The organism is Pseudomonas sp. 3MA1 (assembly GCF_029237275.1).
Classification (GTDB): domain Bacteria; phylum Pseudomonadota; class Gammaproteobacteria; order Pseudomonadales; family Pseudomonadaceae; genus Aquipseudomonas; species Aquipseudomonas fluorescens_AP.
On the sequence record NZ_JAACFX010000003.1, the window covers coordinates 402,733 to 422,892 of the forward strand.

The 20,160-nt window shown below is 61.7% G+C and carries 18 protein-coding genes; 14 read left to right on the forward strand and 4 right to left on the reverse strand.

Annotated elements, in window-relative coordinates; all coding sequences use genetic code 11:
• Positions 1-140: 140 nt before the first annotated feature.
• Positions 141-1,859 carry a hydrogenase maturation protein gene (locus GWQ44_RS10800; RefSeq protein WP_103739656.1) on the forward strand — a complete coding sequence of 573 codons (1,719 nt, stop codon included), beginning with the start codon at positions 141-143 and terminating at the stop codon, positions 1,857-1,859.
• Positions 1,860-1,909: 50 nt separating this feature from the next.
• Here the strand turns inward: GWQ44_RS10800 and GWQ44_RS10805 are convergent, their stop codons facing one another.
• Entirely contained in the window at positions 1,910-4,543 is a 2,634-nt protein-coding gene (locus GWQ44_RS10805; RefSeq protein WP_275927287.1) for a glucosidase, read from the reverse strand.
• Between the two features lie 199 nt (positions 4,544-4,742).
• On the opposite strand from GWQ44_RS10805, the gene GWQ44_RS10810 reads away from it, so the two are divergent.
• From GWQ44_RS10810 to GWQ44_RS10825, 4 genes are all read left to right on the forward strand, one after another.
• Positions 4,743-5,015 (forward strand): hypothetical protein, encoded by a 273-nt coding sequence (locus tag GWQ44_RS10810; protein ID WP_275927288.1) that lies wholly within the window; start codon positions 4,743-4,745, stop codon positions 5,013-5,015.
• Between the two features lie 349 nt (positions 5,016-5,364).
• A complete protein-coding gene (locus GWQ44_RS10815; protein ID WP_047305039.1) occupies positions 5,365-5,637 on the forward strand; it encodes a hypothetical protein in 273 nt (90 codons plus the stop codon).
• Positions 5,638-6,347: 710 nt separating this feature from the next.
• Positions 6,348-6,782: a hypothetical protein gene (locus tag GWQ44_RS10820; protein ID WP_275927289.1), complete on the forward strand. Its 435-nt coding sequence runs from the start codon at positions 6,348-6,350 to the stop codon at positions 6,780-6,782.
• Positions 6,782-7,408 (forward strand): hypothetical protein, encoded by a 627-nt coding sequence (locus GWQ44_RS10825; RefSeq protein WP_275927290.1) that lies wholly within the window; start codon positions 6,782-6,784, stop codon positions 7,406-7,408. The genes GWQ44_RS10820 and GWQ44_RS10825 overlap by 1 nt, the downstream gene beginning before the upstream one ends.
• A gap of 93 nt (positions 7,409-7,501) precedes the next feature.
• Here the strand turns inward: GWQ44_RS10825 and GWQ44_RS10830 are convergent, their stop codons facing one another.
• Positions 7,502-7,870 (reverse strand): hypothetical protein, encoded by a 369-nt coding sequence (locus GWQ44_RS10830; RefSeq protein WP_275927291.1) that lies wholly within the window; start codon positions 7,868-7,870, stop codon positions 7,502-7,504.
• A 535-nt stretch (positions 7,871-8,405) separates the two neighbouring features.
• Here GWQ44_RS10830 and GWQ44_RS10835 point away from each other — a divergent pair.
• From GWQ44_RS10835 to GWQ44_RS10855, 5 genes are all read left to right on the forward strand, one after another.
• Positions 8,406-9,167 carry a hypothetical protein gene (locus tag GWQ44_RS10835; protein WP_275927292.1) on the forward strand — a complete coding sequence of 254 codons (762 nt, stop codon included), beginning with the start codon at positions 8,406-8,408 and terminating at the stop codon, positions 9,165-9,167.
• Positions 9,168-9,244: 77 nt separating this feature from the next.
• On the forward strand, positions 9,245-9,793 hold the full coding sequence (locus tag GWQ44_RS10840; RefSeq protein ID WP_275927293.1) for a hypothetical protein: 549 nt from the start codon (positions 9,245-9,247) through the stop codon (positions 9,791-9,793).
• Positions 9,794-10,016: 223 nt separating this feature from the next.
• Complete coding sequence (locus GWQ44_RS10845) at positions 10,017-11,411, forward strand: amidase (RefSeq protein ID WP_275927294.1); 1,395 nt, start codon at positions 10,017-10,019, stop codon at positions 11,409-11,411.
• An 87-nt stretch (positions 11,412-11,498) separates the two neighbouring features.
• A complete protein-coding gene (locus GWQ44_RS10850; RefSeq protein WP_275927295.1) occupies positions 11,499-12,848 on the forward strand; it encodes a citrate-proton symporter in 1,350 nt (449 codons plus the stop codon).
• 116 nt (positions 12,849-12,964) lie between these two features.
• Positions 12,965-14,323, forward strand: coding sequence for an OprD family outer membrane porin (locus GWQ44_RS10855; protein WP_275927296.1), 1,359 nt, complete (start codon positions 12,965-12,967; stop codon positions 14,321-14,323).
• Positions 14,324-14,417: 94 nt separating this feature from the next.
• Here the strand turns inward: GWQ44_RS10855 and GWQ44_RS10860 are convergent, their stop codons facing one another.
• Positions 14,418-15,320 carry a LysR family transcriptional regulator gene (locus GWQ44_RS10860; RefSeq protein WP_042940577.1) on the reverse strand — a complete coding sequence of 301 codons (903 nt, stop codon included), beginning with the start codon at positions 15,318-15,320 and terminating at the stop codon, positions 14,418-14,420.
• 200 nt (positions 15,321-15,520) lie between these two features.
• On the opposite strand from GWQ44_RS10860, the gene GWQ44_RS10865 reads away from it, so the two are divergent.
• Complete coding sequence (locus GWQ44_RS10865) at positions 15,521-15,994, forward strand: hypothetical protein (protein WP_047305047.1); 474 nt, start codon at positions 15,521-15,523, stop codon at positions 15,992-15,994.
• A gap of 391 nt (positions 15,995-16,385) precedes the next feature.
• Complete coding sequence (locus tag GWQ44_RS10870) at positions 16,386-17,012, forward strand: response regulator transcription factor (RefSeq protein ID WP_179600925.1); 627 nt, start codon at positions 16,386-16,388, stop codon at positions 17,010-17,012.
• 20 nt (positions 17,013-17,032) lie between these two features.
• Here GWQ44_RS10870 and GWQ44_RS10875 read toward each other — a convergent pair whose 3' ends face one another.
• Positions 17,033-17,506 carry a hypothetical protein gene (locus tag GWQ44_RS10875; RefSeq protein ID WP_275927297.1) on the reverse strand — a complete coding sequence of 158 codons (474 nt, stop codon included), beginning with the start codon at positions 17,504-17,506 and terminating at the stop codon, positions 17,033-17,035.
• 154 nt (positions 17,507-17,660) lie between these two features.
• On the opposite strand from GWQ44_RS10875, the gene GWQ44_RS10880 reads away from it, so the two are divergent.
• Positions 17,661-18,836 carry an SRPBCC family protein gene (locus tag GWQ44_RS10880; RefSeq protein ID WP_275927298.1) on the forward strand — a complete coding sequence of 392 codons (1,176 nt, stop codon included), beginning with the start codon at positions 17,661-17,663 and terminating at the stop codon, positions 18,834-18,836.
• 25 nt (positions 18,837-18,861) lie between these two features.
• Entirely contained in the window at positions 18,862-19,965 is a 1,104-nt protein-coding gene (locus tag GWQ44_RS10885; RefSeq protein WP_275927299.1) for an SMP-30/gluconolactonase/LRE family protein, read from the forward strand.
• The last annotated feature ends 195 nt before the right edge of the window (positions 19,966-20,160 follow it).

Below are 20,160 nucleotides of genomic sequence, written 5' to 3' on the forward strand. Positions count from 1 at the left end.
GCGTCCAGGCGGCACGCTTGATTGATCTCGGTCAGCTCTCGCGCAGCAGCCCCCCTCTACTCTTGCGCCTCCATCGCGGCCAGGGACGGCACAGCCGGAGCCCTTTGCCACACCGCTATCACTCACGGAAGAGTCTGCTTATGCGATCACTGAAGATCATCCTGCTGTCCACCGCCTTCAACGGCCTGACCCAACGCGCCTGGCTCGACCTGCGCCAGGCCGGGCATCGCCCCAGCGTGGTGCTGTTCACCGGTGAAGAAGAGGTCTGCCGGCAGATCGAAGAAGCCGAGGCCGACCTGGTGATCTGCCCGTTCCTCAAGGACCGGGTGCCGCAACAGCTGTGGAGCAACCCCAAGCGCCCGGTGGTGATCATCCACCCAGGGATAGTCGGCGACCGTGGCGCCAGCGCCCTGGACTGGGCCATCAGCAAGGAGCTCAAGCGCTGGGGCGTCACCGCGTTGCAGGCGGTGGAAGAAATGGACGCCGGGCCGATCTGGTCGACCCATGAATTCAACCTGCCCGCCGGCCTGCGCAAATCCGAGCTGTACAACGGCCTGGTCAGCGACGCCGCCATCCACTGCATCCGCGACGTGGTGGAAAAATTCCGCAACGGCTTTACCCCCGTGCCCCTGGATTACGACAACCCCGCGGTGCTCGGCCGCCTGCAGCCGAACATGAAGCAATGCGACCGCACCTTCAGCTGGCACGACAGCGCGCAATTCATCAAACGCAGCATCGACGCCGCCGACGGCCAGCCCGGCGTTCTCGCCAGCCTCGCCGGCGGCCAGTACTACGTGTACGACGCCCACCTGGACTCACGCACCGGCATGCCCGGGCAACTGCTGGCGGTGCACGACGACGCCGTGCTGGTGGCCTGCGGCGATCACAGCCTGTGGATCGGCTCCCTGCGCCTCAAGCCGCAACCCGGCGAGGAAACCTTCAAGCGCCCCGCCCGCCACGTGCTCGGCGAACGCCTGGCCGATGTCCCGGTACTGGACTGGTCGGTATCCAGCAGCCCATTCAGCACCGAGCCCTACCAGCCGATCCGCTACCGCGAGTCCGGCCGAGTCGGCGAGCTGACCTTCGAGTTCTACAACGGCGCCATGAGCACCGAACAATGCCAGCGCCTGGTCAGTGCCCTGCGCTGGGCCAAGGCCCGGGACACCCAGGTGCTGCTGGTGCGCGGCGGCCGTGGTGCCTTCAGCAACGGTGTGCACCTGAACGTGATCCAGGCCGCCGAAGTGCCGGGCCTGGAAGCCTGGGCCAATATCCAGGCCATCGACGACGTCTGCCTGGAACTGCTCAGCGCCCGCCAACTGGTGGTCAGCGGCCTGACCGGCAATGCCGGCGCCGGCGGCCTGATGCTGGCCCTGGCCGCGGACGTGGTCCTGGCCCGCGCTGACACCGTGTACAACCCGCACTACAAGAGCATGGGCCTGTACGGCTCCGAATACTGGACCTACAGCCTGCCCCGCGCCGTCGGCCAGGCCATGGCCAAGCAACTGACCGAAGCCTGCCTGCCCATCAGCGCCCTCCAGGCCCTGCAGATGGGCATGGTCCAGGAGATCGGCCCACGCTGCCCGGACGAATTCGGCCTGTGGCTGCTGCAACGAGCCAATGGCGTCCTCACCGACCCGCGCTACCAGCACCTGCGCCAGCGCAAGCTGGACGCCGACCCGCAGCTGATGCAGCACTGCCGCAACGCCGAGCTGGAAGAGATGCACATGGACATGGTGCAAAACCGCAAGGGCTTCGCCGAGAAGTGCAGCAACTTCGTCTACAAGCGCAAGACCTGTTGCACCCCGGAGCGACTGATCGAAGCCTGGGCCAAGCCCCAGGACATCGCCCTGGTGGGTTGATCCACGATCGATGCACGATCCATCACCGCCCGGCTAAGCACCGGGCGGTTTCATTTTCCCGACTGCAACAGCAAGGCCACCAGCGCCGTCCAGCCGGTCTGGTGACTAGCCCCCAATCCGCGCCCGGTTTCGCCATGAAAGTACTCATGGAACAGCACCAGCTCGCGGTCCTCGGCCGCCACCTGCAACTGCGGGTAGCCGCTCATGGACGGCCTGCGCCCGTCCTCGTCCAGCAGGAACAAACGCGCCAGACGCTGGCTCAAGCCATCGGCCACTTCCTCCAGGGACGCCAGATACCCGGAACCTTGCGGGTACTCCACCGAGAAGTTGACGTCGTAATAACGATGAAACTCGCGCAGGGATTCGATCAGCAGGTAATTGATCGGCATCCACAGCGGCCCGCGCCAGTTGGAGTTGCCACCGTACAGCCGTGAATCGGACTCCGCCGGCACATAGCGGGCGCACAGCTGCTTGCCGTCGACCTGCATGACGAACGGCTGCTCGAAGGCCTTGGACAGCGAGCGGATACCGAAGTCCGAAAGGAACTCGCTGTCATCGAGCATGCGCTTGAGCAGGTCCTTGGTGCGCTCGCCGCGCAACAGCGCCAGGAGCATGCGGTTGCCCTTGCCCGGCTCGTACCAGCGCGACACCAGGCTCGCCAGGTCCGGACGATGATGCAAAAAACCCAGCAGGCGCTGGGCCAGCCCCGGCAGGTTCTCGTGCTCGTGCTGCTCCAGCACCTGCACCGCGAACAGCGGCATCAGGCCAACGATGGAGCGCAGGCGCAAGGGTTCGTTCTGCCCATCAGGGCGGTGCAGCACGTCGTAGAAGAACTGGTCCTGTTCGTCCCACAGCCCCTCGGCGCTTTCATCCACGCGGTTGATGGCCCCGGCGATATACAGGAAGTGCTCGAAGAACTTCACCGCAATGTCCACGTACACGCCGTTGCGCTTGGCCAGCTCCAGGGCGATGCGCATCAGGTCCAGGGCGTAGGCCGCGACCCAGGCCGTGCCGTCGGCCTGATCCAGGGTGAAGCCATCAGGCAACGGCGCGGAACGATCGAACAGGGCGATATTGTCCAGGCCGAGAAAACCGCCCTGGAACAGGTTGCGGCCCTCGGCGTCCTTGCGGTTGACCCACCAGGAAAAATTCAGCAGCAACTTGTGGAAGATGCGTTCGAGAAAATCCAGGTCACCCACGCCGGTCAGGGCCTTTTCCTGCTGATAGACCCGCCAGCAGGCCCAGGCGTGCACCGGCGGGTTGGCATCATCGAAGCGCCACTCGTAGGCCGGCAGCTGGCCGTTGGGGTGCATGAAGCGGTCTTTCACCAACAGCAACAGCTGCTGCTTGGCAAAGCCAGGGTCGATCAGGGCGAAGGCTACCGCCTGGAAGCCCAGGTCCCAGGAGGCGTACCAGGGGTATTCCCAGGTATCGGGCATGGAAACGATGTCGCAGTTGGACAGATGGCGCCAATGGGTGTTGCGCAGGTGCTCACGCTCGCTAGGGGGCACCGGCTGCCCGGGGTCGCCGTCCAGCCACTGGTTGACGTCGAAGTAATACAGCTGCTTGGACCACAGCAGCCCGGCCAGGGCCTGACGCTGCACATTGCGCGCATCCGCGCTTTCGATGCCCTGCTGCAGGGCCGCGTAGAACTCATCAGCCTCGCGCCGACGCTGCTCGAACAGCTGGCGGGCGCTGACCGGTTCACTACCGGCCGGGGCAAAGCGCAGGAACAGGCGCTTGCTCTCGCCGCCCGCCAGCTCCAGGACGAAATGCGCCGCCACCCGGGTGCCGCCATCCAAGGCCACCGCACTGGCCTGCCCGCCCACCAGATAGTCGTTGATGCCGTCCTTGAACGGCCCCGGCGCCGCCAGCCTGTCCAGCTTGGGGAAGTTGCTGTCGTTGTTGCAGAACAGCCACTGGCAAGGCTCGGCGCCCCAGGCGGTGATCTGCCGCTCGGGCAGTTGCCCGTGCCGCGCCAGCACCCGGTCGCCCTGCAGGCGCAGGCTCGGTCGCGGCGCGTCGCCACCCCAGCTCCAGGTGTTGCGCGCCCAGACCTGGGGCAGCACCCGCAAGCGGGCCGGCTGGTGAAAACGGTTGTGCACGGTGACGTGCATGAAAATGTCATCGGCCGTGTGCTTGGCGTACTCCACCGTCACATCGAAGTAGCGGTTGTCCTCGAACACCCCGGTATCGAGGATCTCGTACTCGGCATCAGACAGACCACGCCGGGCGTTTTCCTCCACCAGATCGGCATAGGGAAAGGCCGCCTGGGGGTACTTGTAGAGCATGCGCATGTAGGCATGGCTGGGCACGCCGTCGAGGTAGAAATACAGCTCCTTGACGTCCTCGCCGTGGTTGCCCTCGGCATTGTTCAGACCGAACAGGCGCTCCTTGAGAATGCTGTCGTGTTCATTCCACAGCGCCAGCCCCAGGCACCAGTGCTGGGCCTTGTCGGAAAACCCCGCCAGCCCGTCCTCGCCCCAGCGGTAGGCACGGCTGCGAGCGTGCTCGTGGGGGAAGTAGCTCCAGGCATCGCCGTCGGCGCTGTAGTCCTCGCGCACCGTGCCCCACTGCCGCTCGCTGAGGTACGGCCCCCACTGGCGCCAGTGCTCGGCCTCGCTGCCTTGCAGGCGCCGGCCTTCAACCGTATCGAGGATGCTGGTGGTGGATTTTGCCGGCATGGGAAGTGTCCTTGGCCATGGAGGTGACTTGCAGTGTAGGAGCGCCCCGTCTCGCGCCCCCATGACAAATGTTTCACGGTGCGAAAACCCAAGGCCGCGAAAACAGCGCGAAAAGCCTGTGCCAGAGCCCGTGCGGTTAAATTTTTCGCCCCTGGCTCGTTATAATCGGCAACCCTTTTATGGCCACGCGGATTCGATGATGTTCAGTTGCAAAGTGTTTTTCCCGGCCCTGTTACTGATGGCCACCTGTTCGGCCCAGGCCGCGGGCCTAGACCTGAGCTACCCACAACCGCCGTTGCCGGCCACCGCCCAGGCCCCGGCGCCAGAAAGCGACACGCCGAAGCTCAAGTTGCCGTTCAAGCCGGCCATCAGCTACGAGCACCACTGCAGCGGCCAATGCACCTACGAAACCAATATCGACCAGTTGCACGACCGCGAAACCCGCCACAGCTCAAGCATCGGCTTCGACTGAGCCCCGCCATTGAACCTGTGGCGCGCTTGATCCACACTCGCGCTCCTGAGTCCTACAGCAAACTCAGAAAGTCCTGTCCTGCCAGTGCCTTGTTCCGTTTTTGGGTACATGCCTATAGTCCCGAGTCGTCCTGATGACGAACGGGTTTGGCGACCCGATGACCGTGTGCGAGAGCCCTGCGCTTATTTGCAGGGCTTTTCGCATCTGTAACGCTGCCTATATGGCGGCTGTACGCGGGAGACCTATGGGTCTGCCGGCTCCCCGGTCCCGGTTCGCCAACCTGCGTACAGCTGCCACCTTTCGTTTGGCGACGATCCAGTGGCGCTCTCAACCGACCGAGGCGTTACTTATGAACAGATACATGCCGATCACCGGCCACGACTGCACCATTCCCTCCCTGCTGATCGATACCCAGGCCCCTGCCGATGTGCTGTACGAAGCAGCCGCCTATCGCATCCGCGCCGTCACTCAACTGCTGGAAAACTTCGCCGCCCGCCCCGACATCCCCGGCGATGCCGTGGTGCTGCAAGAGCTGGCGCTGATCTGCGCCATTCCGCTGCGCGATGGCTGCGATGTCCTGGATGTGCTGGGTCGTCAGTTGCGCACCCAGGCCATAAGTTGAACCCCGTCAATGGCGAGGGCAATGCCGCACTCGCCATTGGCAACTGCATGGACGTCATATGCCCAATAGAGGTTTTTACCTGAGCTTTCTCTATCCAGGCATATAGAGAAACTGAAGAGTATCGAACTACCAGATCAATCGCCACATACAATAAGAGAATCCTCACAGACATAACGCCTTTTGAAAGATCTAATCATCCGAGCTTTTTCGATTTTCTTGGAGGATAAACACTGCAACTCGACTTAAAACCTCTCCTGCTAGTTTGCCAAGCAGCCTGACCACACAGACAAAAAAACCAATTGCGACGAGCATTGAAGCTCAACACCTCACAATTGATACGAATCATTAATCGATCGTTCAATAACAATCAGGCAGATTGTGCAATGGCCAATCCTTTATGGTCTCATACCGCTACAACGACCCCCTCTCGCGGCGCCCCCCAGAGAGTTACCGTTGATATAACTCGGTACGTCAATAAAATTCACAACGAAAGTGGCTGGCTGCTTGTTGGCATGGACAATGTCCCTCGCGAGAATTGGCCACAGCTTTTCAAGTATTGAAAGGTTACACTAATAACCACTAAAGACAATAAGACCTATTTCAAAGTCCTTGAAGGAGCTCACAAAGGAAAAGTTGCATTCCTATCAGAGACAAACGCAAAGGAATACCTTGGAAAAATCGCACCAAAACAGAAGCCTATCGAGCTTATCATGAACTATGAACGCTTAGATCAAAACTGGAAATCAATAACTAGAAACGAACATCTCCCACAACAAATAGCAAATGGAAACATTAACAATCTCAACTTCAAAGCAACAATGAATACAGTATGGAACGGTATATACTTCCCTATTCCAGCTGGCACTTACAAGATATTGCTACCTGACTTCCCTCACTCGAAAAACTACACCCAACAATATAAAAAAGAGTTCCCCAACCTGTCTCACCATCAAGTATGGTTCCCAATTGATCATGGTGACAGGAGCAGATACGTTCACGTAGGTAATGTATCGGAAGGGTGCATCACTGTCATAAGCCTGGATAAATGGTCTGAAATTCAAGAAATGCTTATTAGCCATCGCTCCTCCGATGGAAAAAGCGTGGGCAACCTTATTGTAAAAGGCAAGCCAGAGAGAGCAAAGTAATGCGCAAAAAAAATTTATACGCATGGTCCATCCTCACTGCATTGCTCGCCACCTTGCCTCATATAAGTGCGTGCGCATCAGATACTAACGAACGCTACATAACCGACTGGGAATTTTTCAACCAGATCATAAAAAGATATAAATCCGGAATAAAAAACAAAAAAAACATTGAAAACTCAAGCAAAGCTGAAGCAAGGGGAAAAGAGGCATTTCTAAACAATGATTATGTAAAATCTGAATTCCATGGCTATGGCGACGCACTGGCCTGGATTCCCAGACCAGAGTACTACTTTATAATTGGCGACATACAACTACGCAGCAAGTTGCACCTTCATACTGAATCACCTTATTCCACCCCAGAATACAAAGCCTGCTGGGACAAATACCTGTTCGCCCTAGATGCACGTAGTAGCGTAATAGACCACTTTGAAAGAGGCTTCAGCTTAACTGCAGAGTTGGATTTATCTGCCACTAAAAACTCGAAAATATACCAACAAGCCCTGACCAATGCAGCCTGCTTTGCCCGACTGACCAGCAAATACTCCGAAGGCGTCGGCCCTCAGTGCGTGCCGGTCGAAGAAGTCAAAAGCTGCCTCGGTACCCCCCTGCTGTTCTTGTATCACTAGGAAAATTCTGAGGCCGGTATCCAACAGTCATCGTGCGCAGGGATCGGTTGGTTATGGGTAATTCTGAGGCCGCCTTCGAAGGCAAGCCCGCTCCTACAACGATCGGTTGGAGTAGTACCGATAGAGGTCTTCGTCCGGCCAAACCTCTTCGTAAGCACTGATAAGTCCCGCCAAGGCTTGACTGCGAGGATTGATGGAGGGCTGGTAAAGCGCCAAGGCGAAGCACTTGACTTCCTCCCATTGCAGCTCCCGCATGCAGAACTCCACAACCTCCAAGGGCGTAACGCGAGAAGACAGCATGATCTTGAATTTCTCTACAAACAGATCCCGGGCCTGCGGATAAGACTTCACCAGGTTCAGGATATCCAGCAAACGCGACTCGAAGCGCGTGTCGCCCGTCTCGTCATAGGACAAAGCGGCCAGTGCACAGAGCTGGTCGAAGGTATCACTGATGCTAGTCATTGCTGTTCTGCCCCATCCCTGAATCCGCTTGAATACCTGTCACGATGAAGCGCACAACTTGAGATGAACCGCCGCGCCGGCTTGCTGGCGAAAAAGGTCCGCGAACCTTGTACAGAAAAGCCGTCTTCGCTGACAAGCCAGTACTTACATAAGTAAGCGCTGAGCGAGGATGTTTACTGCCTCGCCCTTGGCAACAGCACACAGGTTTTGCTGAAGCCGTTCCTCTCGTTCGGAGCACAATCTACCGGGCGACATGGATCGGCCGAAAAATAGCCTTCTAGCAGACCAGTCGCCACTGACAATAAGAAAACTCCCACATACATCCTGCCTTCTGAAAGCTTTACTTGATCGCACTTTCTCTGTTCGAGACAAAGCAATGCGATGATTTTTTTGAGCCAATAACAGATGCCAGCCAGCTATTAACTCAACCCGCGCACACCATGACTTTCAATTGCCAGCAGCATTGAGATTCAACCGTTCACGATCAGTCCAACCACCGATTAGCCCATCAAAAAACACTCAGGGAGACTAGGCAATGAACAACCCTTTATGGTCAGGCAGCGGCACAACCACGACCACTCCGGGACATATCCAGCGAGTACTTGCGGACGTCACGCGCTACATCAACAAAGTCCCCAACGAAAGTGGCTGGCTGCTTGTTGGCATGGACAACGTCCCTCGCGAGAACTGGCCATTTCTTTTCAAGTATTGCAGGGTCACATTAACGTTCACAAAAGATCAGAAGACATATTTCAAGATTCTTGAGGGCGCGCACAAAGGTAAAACCGCATTTCTATCTGAAGCCAATGCCAAGGAATACCTTGGCAAAATTGCGCCTAAAAAGAAGCCTGTCGAACTTGTCATGGTCTACGGGCGCTTCAATGACAAGTGGATGTCAATCACCAGAGATAGAGCATTACCGCAGCAGCTGGCCAATGGGACGCTCGATGGCATTCACTTCGAAGCTGCAATGAATACAGCCTGGGGTCTTACATACTCTCCCATACCGCCGGGTACTTACAGCATCCTTTTACCCGATGTGCCACACGCAAAAGACTATACCGAGCCATACAAGGCTGAGTACCCCAACCTGTCCCACCACCAAGTGTGGTTTCCAATTGACCATGGAGATAAGAGCCGGTACGTTCACGTCGGCAATGTCTCGGAAGGATGTGTCACCGTTGTCAGTTTGAATCGATGGTCTGCGATTCATGAAGCGCTTGTCAGTCATCGCAGTCCCGATGGCAACAGCGTGGGAACTCTTATTGTCAAAGGCAAACCAGCGAGAACACAATGATGAGAACTCTCACTCTTAACATCCTTTGTTTTTTTAGCATGTCCCTGGTTCCCCTCCACGATGCAACAGCATTCGCAATGGATGCTGACGACAGGTACATAACAAACTGGGAGACACTCAAGCGAGTTGTGAAGAATTATAAAAAAGGAATAAACAACAAGAAGAATATCAAATACGCAAAAGAAGCCGAGGCACGGGGCAAAGCGGCTTTTCTCAAAGGCGAATATGCAAAAGCGGACTACCGTGGCTACGGAGACGCAATAGCCTGGATTCCTCGGCCCGAGTATTACTTCATCGTGGGCGATCTCAATATGCGCAGCAAGTTATCCCTTCATACCGATTCACCTTATTCCACCCCGCAATACAAGGCCTGTTGGGACAAATACCTGTTCGCGCTGGATGTCGAGAAAAGTGTCGGAAGCCTCTTTGAAACAGGTTTTAGCCTGACCGCCGAGCTGGATTTATCTGCCACTAAAAACTCGAAAATCTACCAACAAGCCCTGACCAATGCAGCCTGCTTTGCCCGACTGACCAGCAAGTACTCCGAAGGCGTCGGCCCTCAGTGCGTGCCGGTCGAAGAAGTCAAAAGCTGCCTCGGTAGCCCTCTGCTGTTCTTGTATCACTAGGAAAATCTGAGGCCGCTTTTGCGGGCAAGCCCGCTCCTGCACAAGGTTCCGGTATTGCGTGGGATACGGGGGGCCGCAATCAATGATGCGGGAGGAGACAGCGCCGCAGTGCTCACAAAAACGCAACACCCGGCTGCGTCCTTTGTGATGGTTGGGCTAAGGTGCAAGCGCTACAGTCGGGTCATCAGCAACCCGACTGACGCCCGACACAAGGATGCGTTCGATGACTGATTTGCACGATCTATCCACCGCTCAATTGCTGGCGCAATTCGCCAGCCGTCAGCTTTCTCCCCTGGACTATTACGAACACCTGCTGGCCCATATCGGGCGCTGGGAGCCGCATATCCGTGCGCTCTACGCCTTCGATCCGGAGCAGGTGCGCCTGCAGGCCCAGGCCGCCACCGAGCGCTGGAACAAGGGCACGCCCAATGGCCCGCTGGACGGGGTGCCGGTGACGGTCAAGGAGTTGATCGCCACCCAGGGCACGCCGATTCCCCTGGGCAGCGCGGCCACCACGCTCAAGCCGGCGTTGCAGGATGCGCCACCCGCCGCGCGGATGCGTGAGGCCGGGGCGATCCTCCTGGCCAAGACCACGGTGCCGGATTTCGGCATGTTGTCCTCGGGGCTGTCGAGCTTCCACGGTATTACCCGCAATCCCTGGAACACTGCCTGCAATACCGGTGGCTCCAGTTCCGGCGCCGCTGCGGCCGCCGCGGCCGGTTACGGGCCGCTGCACATCGGCACCGACATCGGCGGCTCGGTGCGCCTGCCGGCCGCCTGGTGTGGGCTGGTGGGGTTCAAGCCGACCCTGGGGCGGATTCCCATCGACCCGTATTACACCGGGCGCTGCGCCGGGCCCATGACCCGCAGCGTCGATGACGCGGTGCTGATGATGCACTACCTGACCAAGCCCGATGCCCGGGACGCCACCAGCCTGCCGCCCTTGACCAGCGACTGGAGCGATGCGCCGGTGTCGGTCAACGGCTTGAAGATCGGCCTGATGCTGGAGCCCGGCGCCGGGCTGCAGCCGGAAAGCTTTGTCTGTGAGGCGGTGGAGCGCGCCGCGAAATGGTTCGAAAGCCACGGCGCCCAGGTGCGCCCCCTGGCGCCGATCATGGACCGCGCGCAACTGGACGGCCTCGACCGCTTCTGGCGCGCCCGGCAATGGGCGGAGCTCTCGGCCCTGGGCGCCGAGCAGTTTGCCAAGGTGCTGCCGTACATCCGCGACTGGGCGGCGCCGGGGGCCGAGTTGTCCGGGGTCGAGGCGGTGCTGGGTTTCAACCAGACCTTCGAGATGCGCCGGCGCGCCGCCCAGGTGTTCAGCGAGTTCGACCTGGTGCTGTCGCCCACCAACCAGGTCAACCGTTTTCCCGCGCAGTGGCCGTCGCCCAGCAACGACCCGCAACAGCCGTTCGAGCACATCGTCTTCACCCTGCCCTGGAACATGGGCGAACAACCGGCGCTGTCGATCAACTGCGGTTTCGCCGCCGATGGCCTGCCCATCGGCCTGCAGATGATCGCCCCGCGCTTTGCCGATCAATGGCTGCTGCAAGTGGCCAAGACCTATGAGAGCTGGCGCGGAGCAATCCACAGCTGGCCGAATCCGCCGTCCCACTGACACACCGAAACTGCCACCTTCACCCCAGCTCCGGGCCTCGCCGCCCGGGGCCTGGGCAACCTATGAATAAAAATTCGAGGGGCCAGTATGCACAGTCACGATTCCACCCACTCCCAGCACCACGACCCTGAAGCACCGAATGTCCCCGGGGGCAAGCGCAGCGTGTTCGCGGTGATCCTCGGCAATGCCGTGGAGTTCTTCGATTTCGGGGTCTACGCCACCTTCGCGGTGATGATCGGCCACACCTTCTTTCCCTCCGACAGCGCCTTCGTCAGCCTGATGCTGTCGGTCACCGCCTTCGGCGTGGGTTTTATCGTGCGGCCCCTGGGGGCGGTGCTGATCGGCGCCTACGCCGACCGCGTCGGGCGCAAGCCGGCGATGCTCCTGACCCTGGTGATGATGGCCGTGGGCACCGGCAGCATCGCCATCCTGCCCAGCTACGAGAGCATCGGCATCGCCGCGCCGATCCTGCTGGTAATCACCCGGCTGATCCAGGGCCTGGCCTGGGGCGGCGAGGCCGGCCCCGCCACCACCTACATTCTTGAAGCCGCGCCAGCGCACAAGCGCGGCACCTATGCCTGCTGGCAGGTGGTGGCCCAGGGCGTGGCCGCCATGGCCGCCGGCACCGTAGGCTACACCCTGACCCAGGTGCTGTCGCCTGAGGACCTGAACACCTGGGGCTGGCGCGTGCCCTTCGTGTTCGGCCTCTTGGTGCTGCCGATCGGCATCTACATCCGCCGCAACCTGGCGGAAACCTTCCATGGCCAGGGCGAAGCAGCCAGCACCGGCAGCCTGGTGCGCCAGGTGTTCGGCGAGCATCGCCGGGCCCTGGTGCTGGGGCTGCTGATTCTGTCGGGCAGCACCATCACCCAGTACTTCATCAACTACATGACCACCTTCGCCCTCACCGAACTCAAGCTGCCCACCAGCATCTCCATGCTCTCGACCCTGGTGGCCGGCGCGGCCATGGCGGTGTGCGCGATTGCCGGCGGCATGCTCTGCGACCGTTTCGGCCGCCGCACCATCCTCATGGCGCCACGGGTGGTGCTGTTGCTGGTGCTGTTCCCGGCCTTGCAACTGATGACCGAACACCCCAGCCCGACGACCTTCCTGCTGACCCTGGCGGTGCTCTCCGGCCTGCACGGCATGAGCGGCGCGGCGCTGATCGTGCTGCTGGTGGAGAGCTTTCCCAGGGCGGTGCGCTCCACCGGTTTCTCCATCGTCTACGCCTTTGGCGTGGCGGCCTTCGGCGGTACCGCGCAGATCATCATCACCTGGCTGATCGGCACCACCGGCAACCCGATGTCGCCGGTGGGCTACCTGCTGGTGGCCAACCTGGTGTGCCTGACCGCCGCCTGGTTCGCCAAGGAAACCCGCCCGCAAACACCCGGGCGCAGCCACCCCGGCCAACGGCTCGCAGAAGCCCGCGCCCGCTGAGCATTCGCCTCACGGCCCAATACCCTTTTTCGGCACCGCGTTTTTCTCTACCCTGCCGGCCGCGCATAACCGCGGCCGGGCGGTGGAACGACGCCTTTGATTTGTGGGGAAGCACCATGCAACAGCCTGTACTCTTCACCCTGGCACTGGCTGCCAGTACCGCCGTCATCGCCCAGGACAACCCGCGCCCGAGCCAGCAGGAGCAAGCGCCGGGTTTCATCGAGGGCAGCCACCTGGACCTCAACCTGCGTCACTACTATTCCAACCAGCACACCCAGCGCGACACCTACCTGACGATCAAGAAACCCGACGGCAACCAGCGCACCCGGGTGCGGGAAACCTGGGTACAGACCGGCATGCTCAAGTACAGCTCCGGCTACACCCAGGGCCTGATCGGCCTTGGCGTGGATGCGGCGCTGTTCAGCGCGGTCAACCTGGAGCGCGGCCACGGCCGGGTGGCCAACGGCGGCGACCGGGTTCTGGTGGACAGCGACGGCGACGCCCTGCCCACCTGGAGCCGCCTGGGCATCGGCGATGTGCGCCTGCGCCTGTCCAACACCGAGCTCAAGGCCGGGCGCCTGATGACCGACAACCCGGTGCTGCGCTACAAGGACAACCGCGCCCTGCCCTCAAGCTTCCAGGGCGTGGGCCTGTACAGCAATGAAACCGACTGGTTGTCGCTGCAGGCCGGCCGCTTCGACCGGGCCATCCCGCGCACCGGCACCGGCAGCGAGCGCCTGACCACCACCTTCGGCAACCGCGCCTACAGCGGCGAGCACATCAGCTACCTGGGCGCGACGGTCAAGCCCGGCCTGGGCCTGGAAGGCAGCCTCTACGCTTCGCGCTTCGAGAACATGTGGGACCAGTACTACCTGGGCCTGACCCACCGCGCCGGGGACAAAAGCCTACTGGCGCTGAAGACCGCGTTCAACTTCTACCACACCCGGGATCAGGGCCAGCAGCGCCTGGGCTACATCGACAACGACGCCTTGAGCCTGGCGCTGACCGGCAGCCATCAGGCCCACAGCCTGACCCTGGCCTGGCAGCAGGTGTTCGGCAACGAGTACTTCGACTATGTCTGGGAGTCCACCGGCAACTACATGGCCAACTCGCTGTACTCGGACTACAACGACCCCAATGAAAAGTCCTGGCAACTGCGCTACGACCTGGACTTTGCCGGCTACGGCGTGCCGGGGCTGAGCGCCAGCCTGTGGCACGCCAAGGGCTGGGGCATCGACGGCACGCACTACGACGGCGATCGCAACGGCCGCAACCGCGGCTACAACGTGCGCGGCCTGGACGGCGCCCAGCACGACGAGAACGGCCTGATGCTGGCGTATGTGGTGCAGTCCGGGCGGCTCAAGGACGCGGTGCTGCGCACCATCGTCTACAACCACCGCGCCAGTGGCGGGCAGATCGACGGCAGCTATGACGAGTTCCGCCTGGTGGGGAATTTCCCGTTCAACCTGTTCTGACCACCGCCCCTCCTCCGTAGGAGCCGGCTTGCCGGCGAAGAGGCCCGTCAGCCTTGCATCGCCCTGGCGGACGCCTTCGCGGGCAAGCCCGCTCCTACGCCAGGCTATGGCGTTGCATGGCGCGGGCCAGCATTTCCTGGCATTTCAGGGTCGCCACCGACAAGGGCCGGTTGCGTACCACGCACAGGTCGACGCGGATCCGCTCCAGGTGCTCGTCATCGATCGGCACCGCCACCAGGCCATCCCCCAGGTCCCGGGCCTCGGCATCCACCTGGGGCAGGATCAGCACCGCCGCGCGCTGGCGGGCCAGGCTTTTCTGTACCTCCAGGGAGCTGGTGGTAAACACCGGCAGAATGCTCACCCCACGCTTCTTCGCCGCCCCCTCCAGGGCCTGGCGCACGCCGTAGGCCGAGTCGGGAATGGCCAGGGGCTGGCCCTCAAGGTCCGCCAGGCGAATGCTCGGGCACTGGGCAAAGGGGTGCTCGGCGCTCACCAGCACCCGGTGCCACAGTTGGCAATGGGCGGTCACTTCCACCTCGGCCCGTTCCGGCAGGTAGAAGGCCAGCCCCAGGTCGGCCTCGCCGCTGCACAGGGCATCGAGGGTGGCGCCGGCACTGGCGATGACGATATTGAAGGTGACTTTCGGATGGGCCCGGTTGAACGCCGCAAGCACCGGCGCCAGCACGCTGGAAACGATACTTTCCGACACATGGATGCTGACGCTGCCCGCCACCTGGCTCTGGCGGCTGGCAATCACATCGCGCACCTGATCGAAGCCGCGCAAGGTCGAGGTGACTTGCTCGGCCAGGCACTCACCTTCCACCGTTAGGCGGATGCCCCGCGGGCCACGCTCGATCAGCGCAGTGCCGAAGAAGTGCTCCAACTGCTCGATCTGCCGGCTCACGGCGGTCGGAGTCACGTACAGGCGTTCCGCCGCCTGACGCAGGGAGGCGCAACGGGCCACCTCGTGGAAGTAACGCAACGCTCGTAACTGCATGGCCACCGGCCCCCTCGCTGAACGGATGCAGCAGGCACGCAATTACTGCGCCAGCCCTTCGCCCATCGGTGCTGGCCGGGCGGATGTCACACAAAAGATTGATCTGCACGGTGCCGCTGCCTAACCTGCTAGAGCGCCGACGCCTCACTCGGCACACACCATTTCCCGCGCCCTGGCCGGCCCGTTTGCAAGGAATTTCCATGAACATTCTGCCCCGCACCGCCCCCCTAGCCTCACTTCTCGCCGCTCTGGCGCTGCTCAGCGCCTGTTCCAGCGTGACCCGGGAAATCCGGCAGGAACCCACCATCACCTCCGCCGGCATCCTGGCCTTTCGCGATGTCTGCCTGAAGTCCGCGCCGTCCTTCGCCGGTGCCGAAACCGCCGCCCGGGCCCACGGCATTCTTCAACTCACCGATGCCGGCTTCGCCAAGATGGGCATGAACGAGGACCAGACCCTGGGGGTCCAGGTCCAGGCCGGCAAGGAGTGTGCGATCACCACCCCGAGCCAGAACGACAGCTCCCTGACCCAGCAGTTTCTGAGCATGGCCGGCAAGTTCTCCAGCACTGCGCTGGCACAGAGCGTGCCGACCAAGATCACCCTCGACGGGCAGACCTTCATCCTCATGCACGATCGCCGTGGCGGCGAAGCCTATGTGCTGTTGAAAGCGCCGTAACCAGTTCCCAGCCCTCGCAGACAGACCTCCGATCTGCCGCCAGTGACCTGCCCTCAGTCCTTGAGCGGCAGGTGCAACAGCGCAAACTTCCCACTTGAGAACGCCCCTCAAGGACAGCGTGAAGGCCCTGGCAAGAAGCTTCTTGGAAACCGACAAGGCGTTTCTTGCACGAATCCACTGCCCGTTTTTCTGAACTAACATGCTGGCGCCGCTGGCAACGCCTTCGCGCCCCCGGGCTCATGCCGGCGCTCCTCGGCCAGGCAAACAATCCTTGATCCCCTGCAACGGGTCATCAGGCCCGGAGCCCTACAACAAAGACAGTGACCGTCGAGTGACCCATTTTTCGCAACGAAAACCACCTGCTCTCCCTTGCGTGTCTTCCGAGGGCCTCATGAACAACAAACGTGTACTGATCGTCGACGACCATCCGATCATCTGTGCCGCCGTGACCGAGCTGCTTGAAGAACATGGCTACAAGCCGATCGGCGAATCCTCCGACGGCTTCGACGCGCTGGAGAAGATTCGCAAACTGCGCCCGGACTACATGCTGCTGGACATCAGCCTGGACAATCTGGACGGGCTCTCGGTCCTGCAACGCATTGCCATGGACAACCTGGAGGTCAAGACCCTGGTATTCACCGCCAATCGCGCCAGCACCTACGGCGTGCGCTGCATGCAGGCCGGGGCCATGGGCTTCATCAGCAAGAGCGCCGGCCTGCAGGAACTGGTCAAGGGCCTCAATGCCCTGGCCGACGGCTATCTGTATTTCCCCAGGGAGGTACTGGAGATGTACCGGGGAATCGGCCACGCCGCCAATGACGCACTGAGCAACCTGACCAACAAGGAACTGGTGATCCTGCAATTGCTGGCCAGCGGCTACAGCAACCTGGAAATCGCCAGCAAGCTCAACCTGAGCAACAAGACCATCAGCGGACACAAGATCAACGTGCTGAAGAAACTCGGGGTGCGCACCACCATCGAACTGGCCACCATCGCCAAAGAGATGGACCTGCTGTGACCAACGCCGGCCCGGCGTAGTTACTGATGAGGCACCATAGGTTTTTTCGGCAGAAACAGCCGCGCCGTCGACCAGCAGGTGACGAGGGCGGCCAGGAACACCAGGAACAGCCCCAGCCAGTAGTCGTCATAGCGGGCCCTTTCGCTGTGCTTGACCACCTCACGGATAAACAGCGACACCCAGCCGGTGGCGAGCACGGCGCCGAGCAGCGCCAAGGCGTTGCAGCTGCGCGCCGAGCGCCTGACCTTGAGCAGGGACACCCCCAGCGCCAGGCCGAACAACGGCAGGAAAAACACCAGGACCGCCACCAGCGGCGCCAGCAACGGCATCAGCAGGATCTCGGCGCCATGCACTTCGCCGATCAGCCGTGGATGAGTGGCGATATGCGCCACCAGCAGCACGCTATTGATCAGCCCCGCGACAAACCCCGGCACCAGAGGGCACAGGATAAAGATCATGAACACTTTGAAACGCGGGTAACGAACCTCAGTCATCGAGCAATCCCTGGCAAGCGTAAAAGGGCTGGATTGTGCACGGCAATGGCTCTTTTTGCCTTATGAATCTTGCCCATGCCCCCCCAGCCGATTGGCTGGATAACGGGTCGACGGCTACGCTGCTGGCGACAAAAACAACAACAGGAACAGCCTCGTGCGAGACACCATCGAACACTTTCGCGAGCAGTATCGCGCCGCGGTCAGTCCGCGCTACAACCCCTGGCTGCATGGCGGTTTTGTCCTGGGCTATGGCCTGCTGTGCATCGCCCTGCTGTGCAGCACCCTGCGTCAGGTGCAGCCTCTGGAATGGCTGGCGGTGCCGCTGGCGCTGCTGTTCTTCAACCTGTGCATCTACCTGGTGCACCGCTGGCTGGGACATCACAAGCAGCGCTTTGCGCGGCTGTTCTATGCCCGCCATACCGGCGATCACCACAGTTTCTTCGCCCCCGGGCAAATGACCTACGAAGGCCGCAAGGACTGGCGGGTGATCCTGTTTCCGGCCTGGCTGATCGTGGTCCACAGCCTGCTCTTCGCCCTGCCGCTGTGGGCCTTGCTGCGCCTGTGGAACGGCAACGTGGCGGCGCTGTTCGCCAGTTGCACCCTGATCGGCTACCTGGCCTATGAAGTCTTCCATGCCTGCGAGCACTTGCCCGCCCGCCACCCCCTGGCGCGCCTGCCCTGGGTGCGGCAGATGCGCCGCCTTCACGAACTGCATCACCGCCGCGAGCTGATGCAGGAGCGCAATTTCAATATCGTCCTGCCGCTGATGGACTGGCTGTTCGGCACCTTGTACTGGCAGCCCGAAGAGGCGCCACCCAGCGCCGCCACCTTCGACCCGGGCAGGCCCCTGACTCGCCTGCGGCATCAGGTCGATATCCCGCGCAGCGCCGCGGCCACCCTGGCCTATGCCGCCAGCCCAGGCTGCTGGCCGCAATGGCATCCGTCCTCGTTGCGGGTGCTGGGCGCCGAGGGCCCGCTGGGCGCCGGGCAGGGTTTCGAGGAAGACATTCATGCCGGCGGGCGCAGCGGTCACTTGAGCTGGCGGGTCGAGGAATACCTGCCGGGACAGCGCTGGCGCGCCACGGCCCGAGGCGAGCCTGGCCTGGCGCTGCGCCTGACCTATGAGTGCCAGGCGCTGGCGGCCGAACACACGCGTTTTGTGCGGACCCTGGAATACCGCTTCGACAACCCGCTGATACGCCTGGGCAATCAGCTGTTATTCAAGCGGCGGATTGAGCGAGAATCCGCCGCCTCATTGCTGGCATTGTGCGCAATGGCCCAGCACGCCATCCCGCTGCCGCCCGCCCCCACGCCAGGCCATCCGGCCTGATGCCGCCCCCGACAGGAGTCATTGCATGAATCACATAGCCCCTCGACGTTTCAGCGCTGCGCGAATTGTCCTGCTGGTGCTGCTGGCGATCCTGGCGTTCTTGCTGCTGTGGCCGACCCGGGTCCAGCCGGTGGCCTGGAACCCGGCCCCCGCGCCCTCCCTGAGCCAGGGCCCCTATGCCCAGAACCACAAGCTCAAGGCCGTGCAGCCGGTGGGCGCCCGGGATATCGACGGCCCCGAAGCCCTGCTGCTGGAACAGGACCAGCTGATCAGCGGCCTGCATGACGGCCGGGTGATCCAGACCGGCCTCGACGGCAGCACCCTCAAGGTCCTGGTCAACACCGGCGGCCGCCCCCTGGGGCTGGCCCGGCACCCGGACGGACGGCTGATCATCGCCGACGCCATCAAGGGCCTGCTGGCCCTGGACAGCCAAGGCCAGTTGCAGACCCTGAGCACCGAGGCCAACGGCCTCAAGTTCGGCTTTACCGACGATGTGGCGGTGGACGCCGCCGGGCGCTACGCCTACTTCAGCGACGCCACCAGCCGCTGGGGCTATGGCCATGACGGTGAGGCGGTGATCGAGCACGGCGCCGATGGCCGTCTGCTGCGCTACGACTTCCAGAGCGGCAAGACCGAGGTCCTGCTGGAGCGCCTGGAGTTCGCCAACGGCGTCGCCCTGGGGCCGGACGAGGCCTATGTGCTGGTCAATGAAACCGGCGCCTACCGCATCAGCCGCTACTGGCTCAAGGGCGACCAGGCCGGCCAGCATGACCTGTTCATCGACAACCTGCCGGGGCTGCCGGACAACTTGAGCTTCAATGGCGCCGGGCGTTTCTGGGTGGCCCTGTATGCGCCGCGCAACCCGTTGCTCGACAGCACCGCGCCTTACCCACTGGTGCGCAAGATGCTGGTGCGGGCGATGACGGTATTGCCCAAGCCGGTGGAGAAACGCGGCTTTGTGCTGGGCCTGGATACCCAGGGCCAGGTGATCGCCAACCTGCAGGACGCCAGCAGTGGCAACTACTCGCCGATCACCACGGTGCGCGAGTATGGGGATGCCTTGTACCTGGGGTCGCTGACGGCCAGGCACATGGCGCGGCTGTCGTTGCAGGAGGCGCTGGCGCCTTGAGGGTGGGGGGAGTTGATGCGCCGCGCATTGTTCGAAGTGTGTGGCGGGTGTTTTAGGGCGGCTACGCCGCCCAGCGGGAGCAAGCTCCCTCGCCACAAGCAGGTTCCCTCGCCACAACAGGCTTCCTTGCTACAACAAGCGTCTTTGCCGCAGCAAGCCTTCTTGCTGCAGCAAGCGCCCTTGTCACAGGGGGAG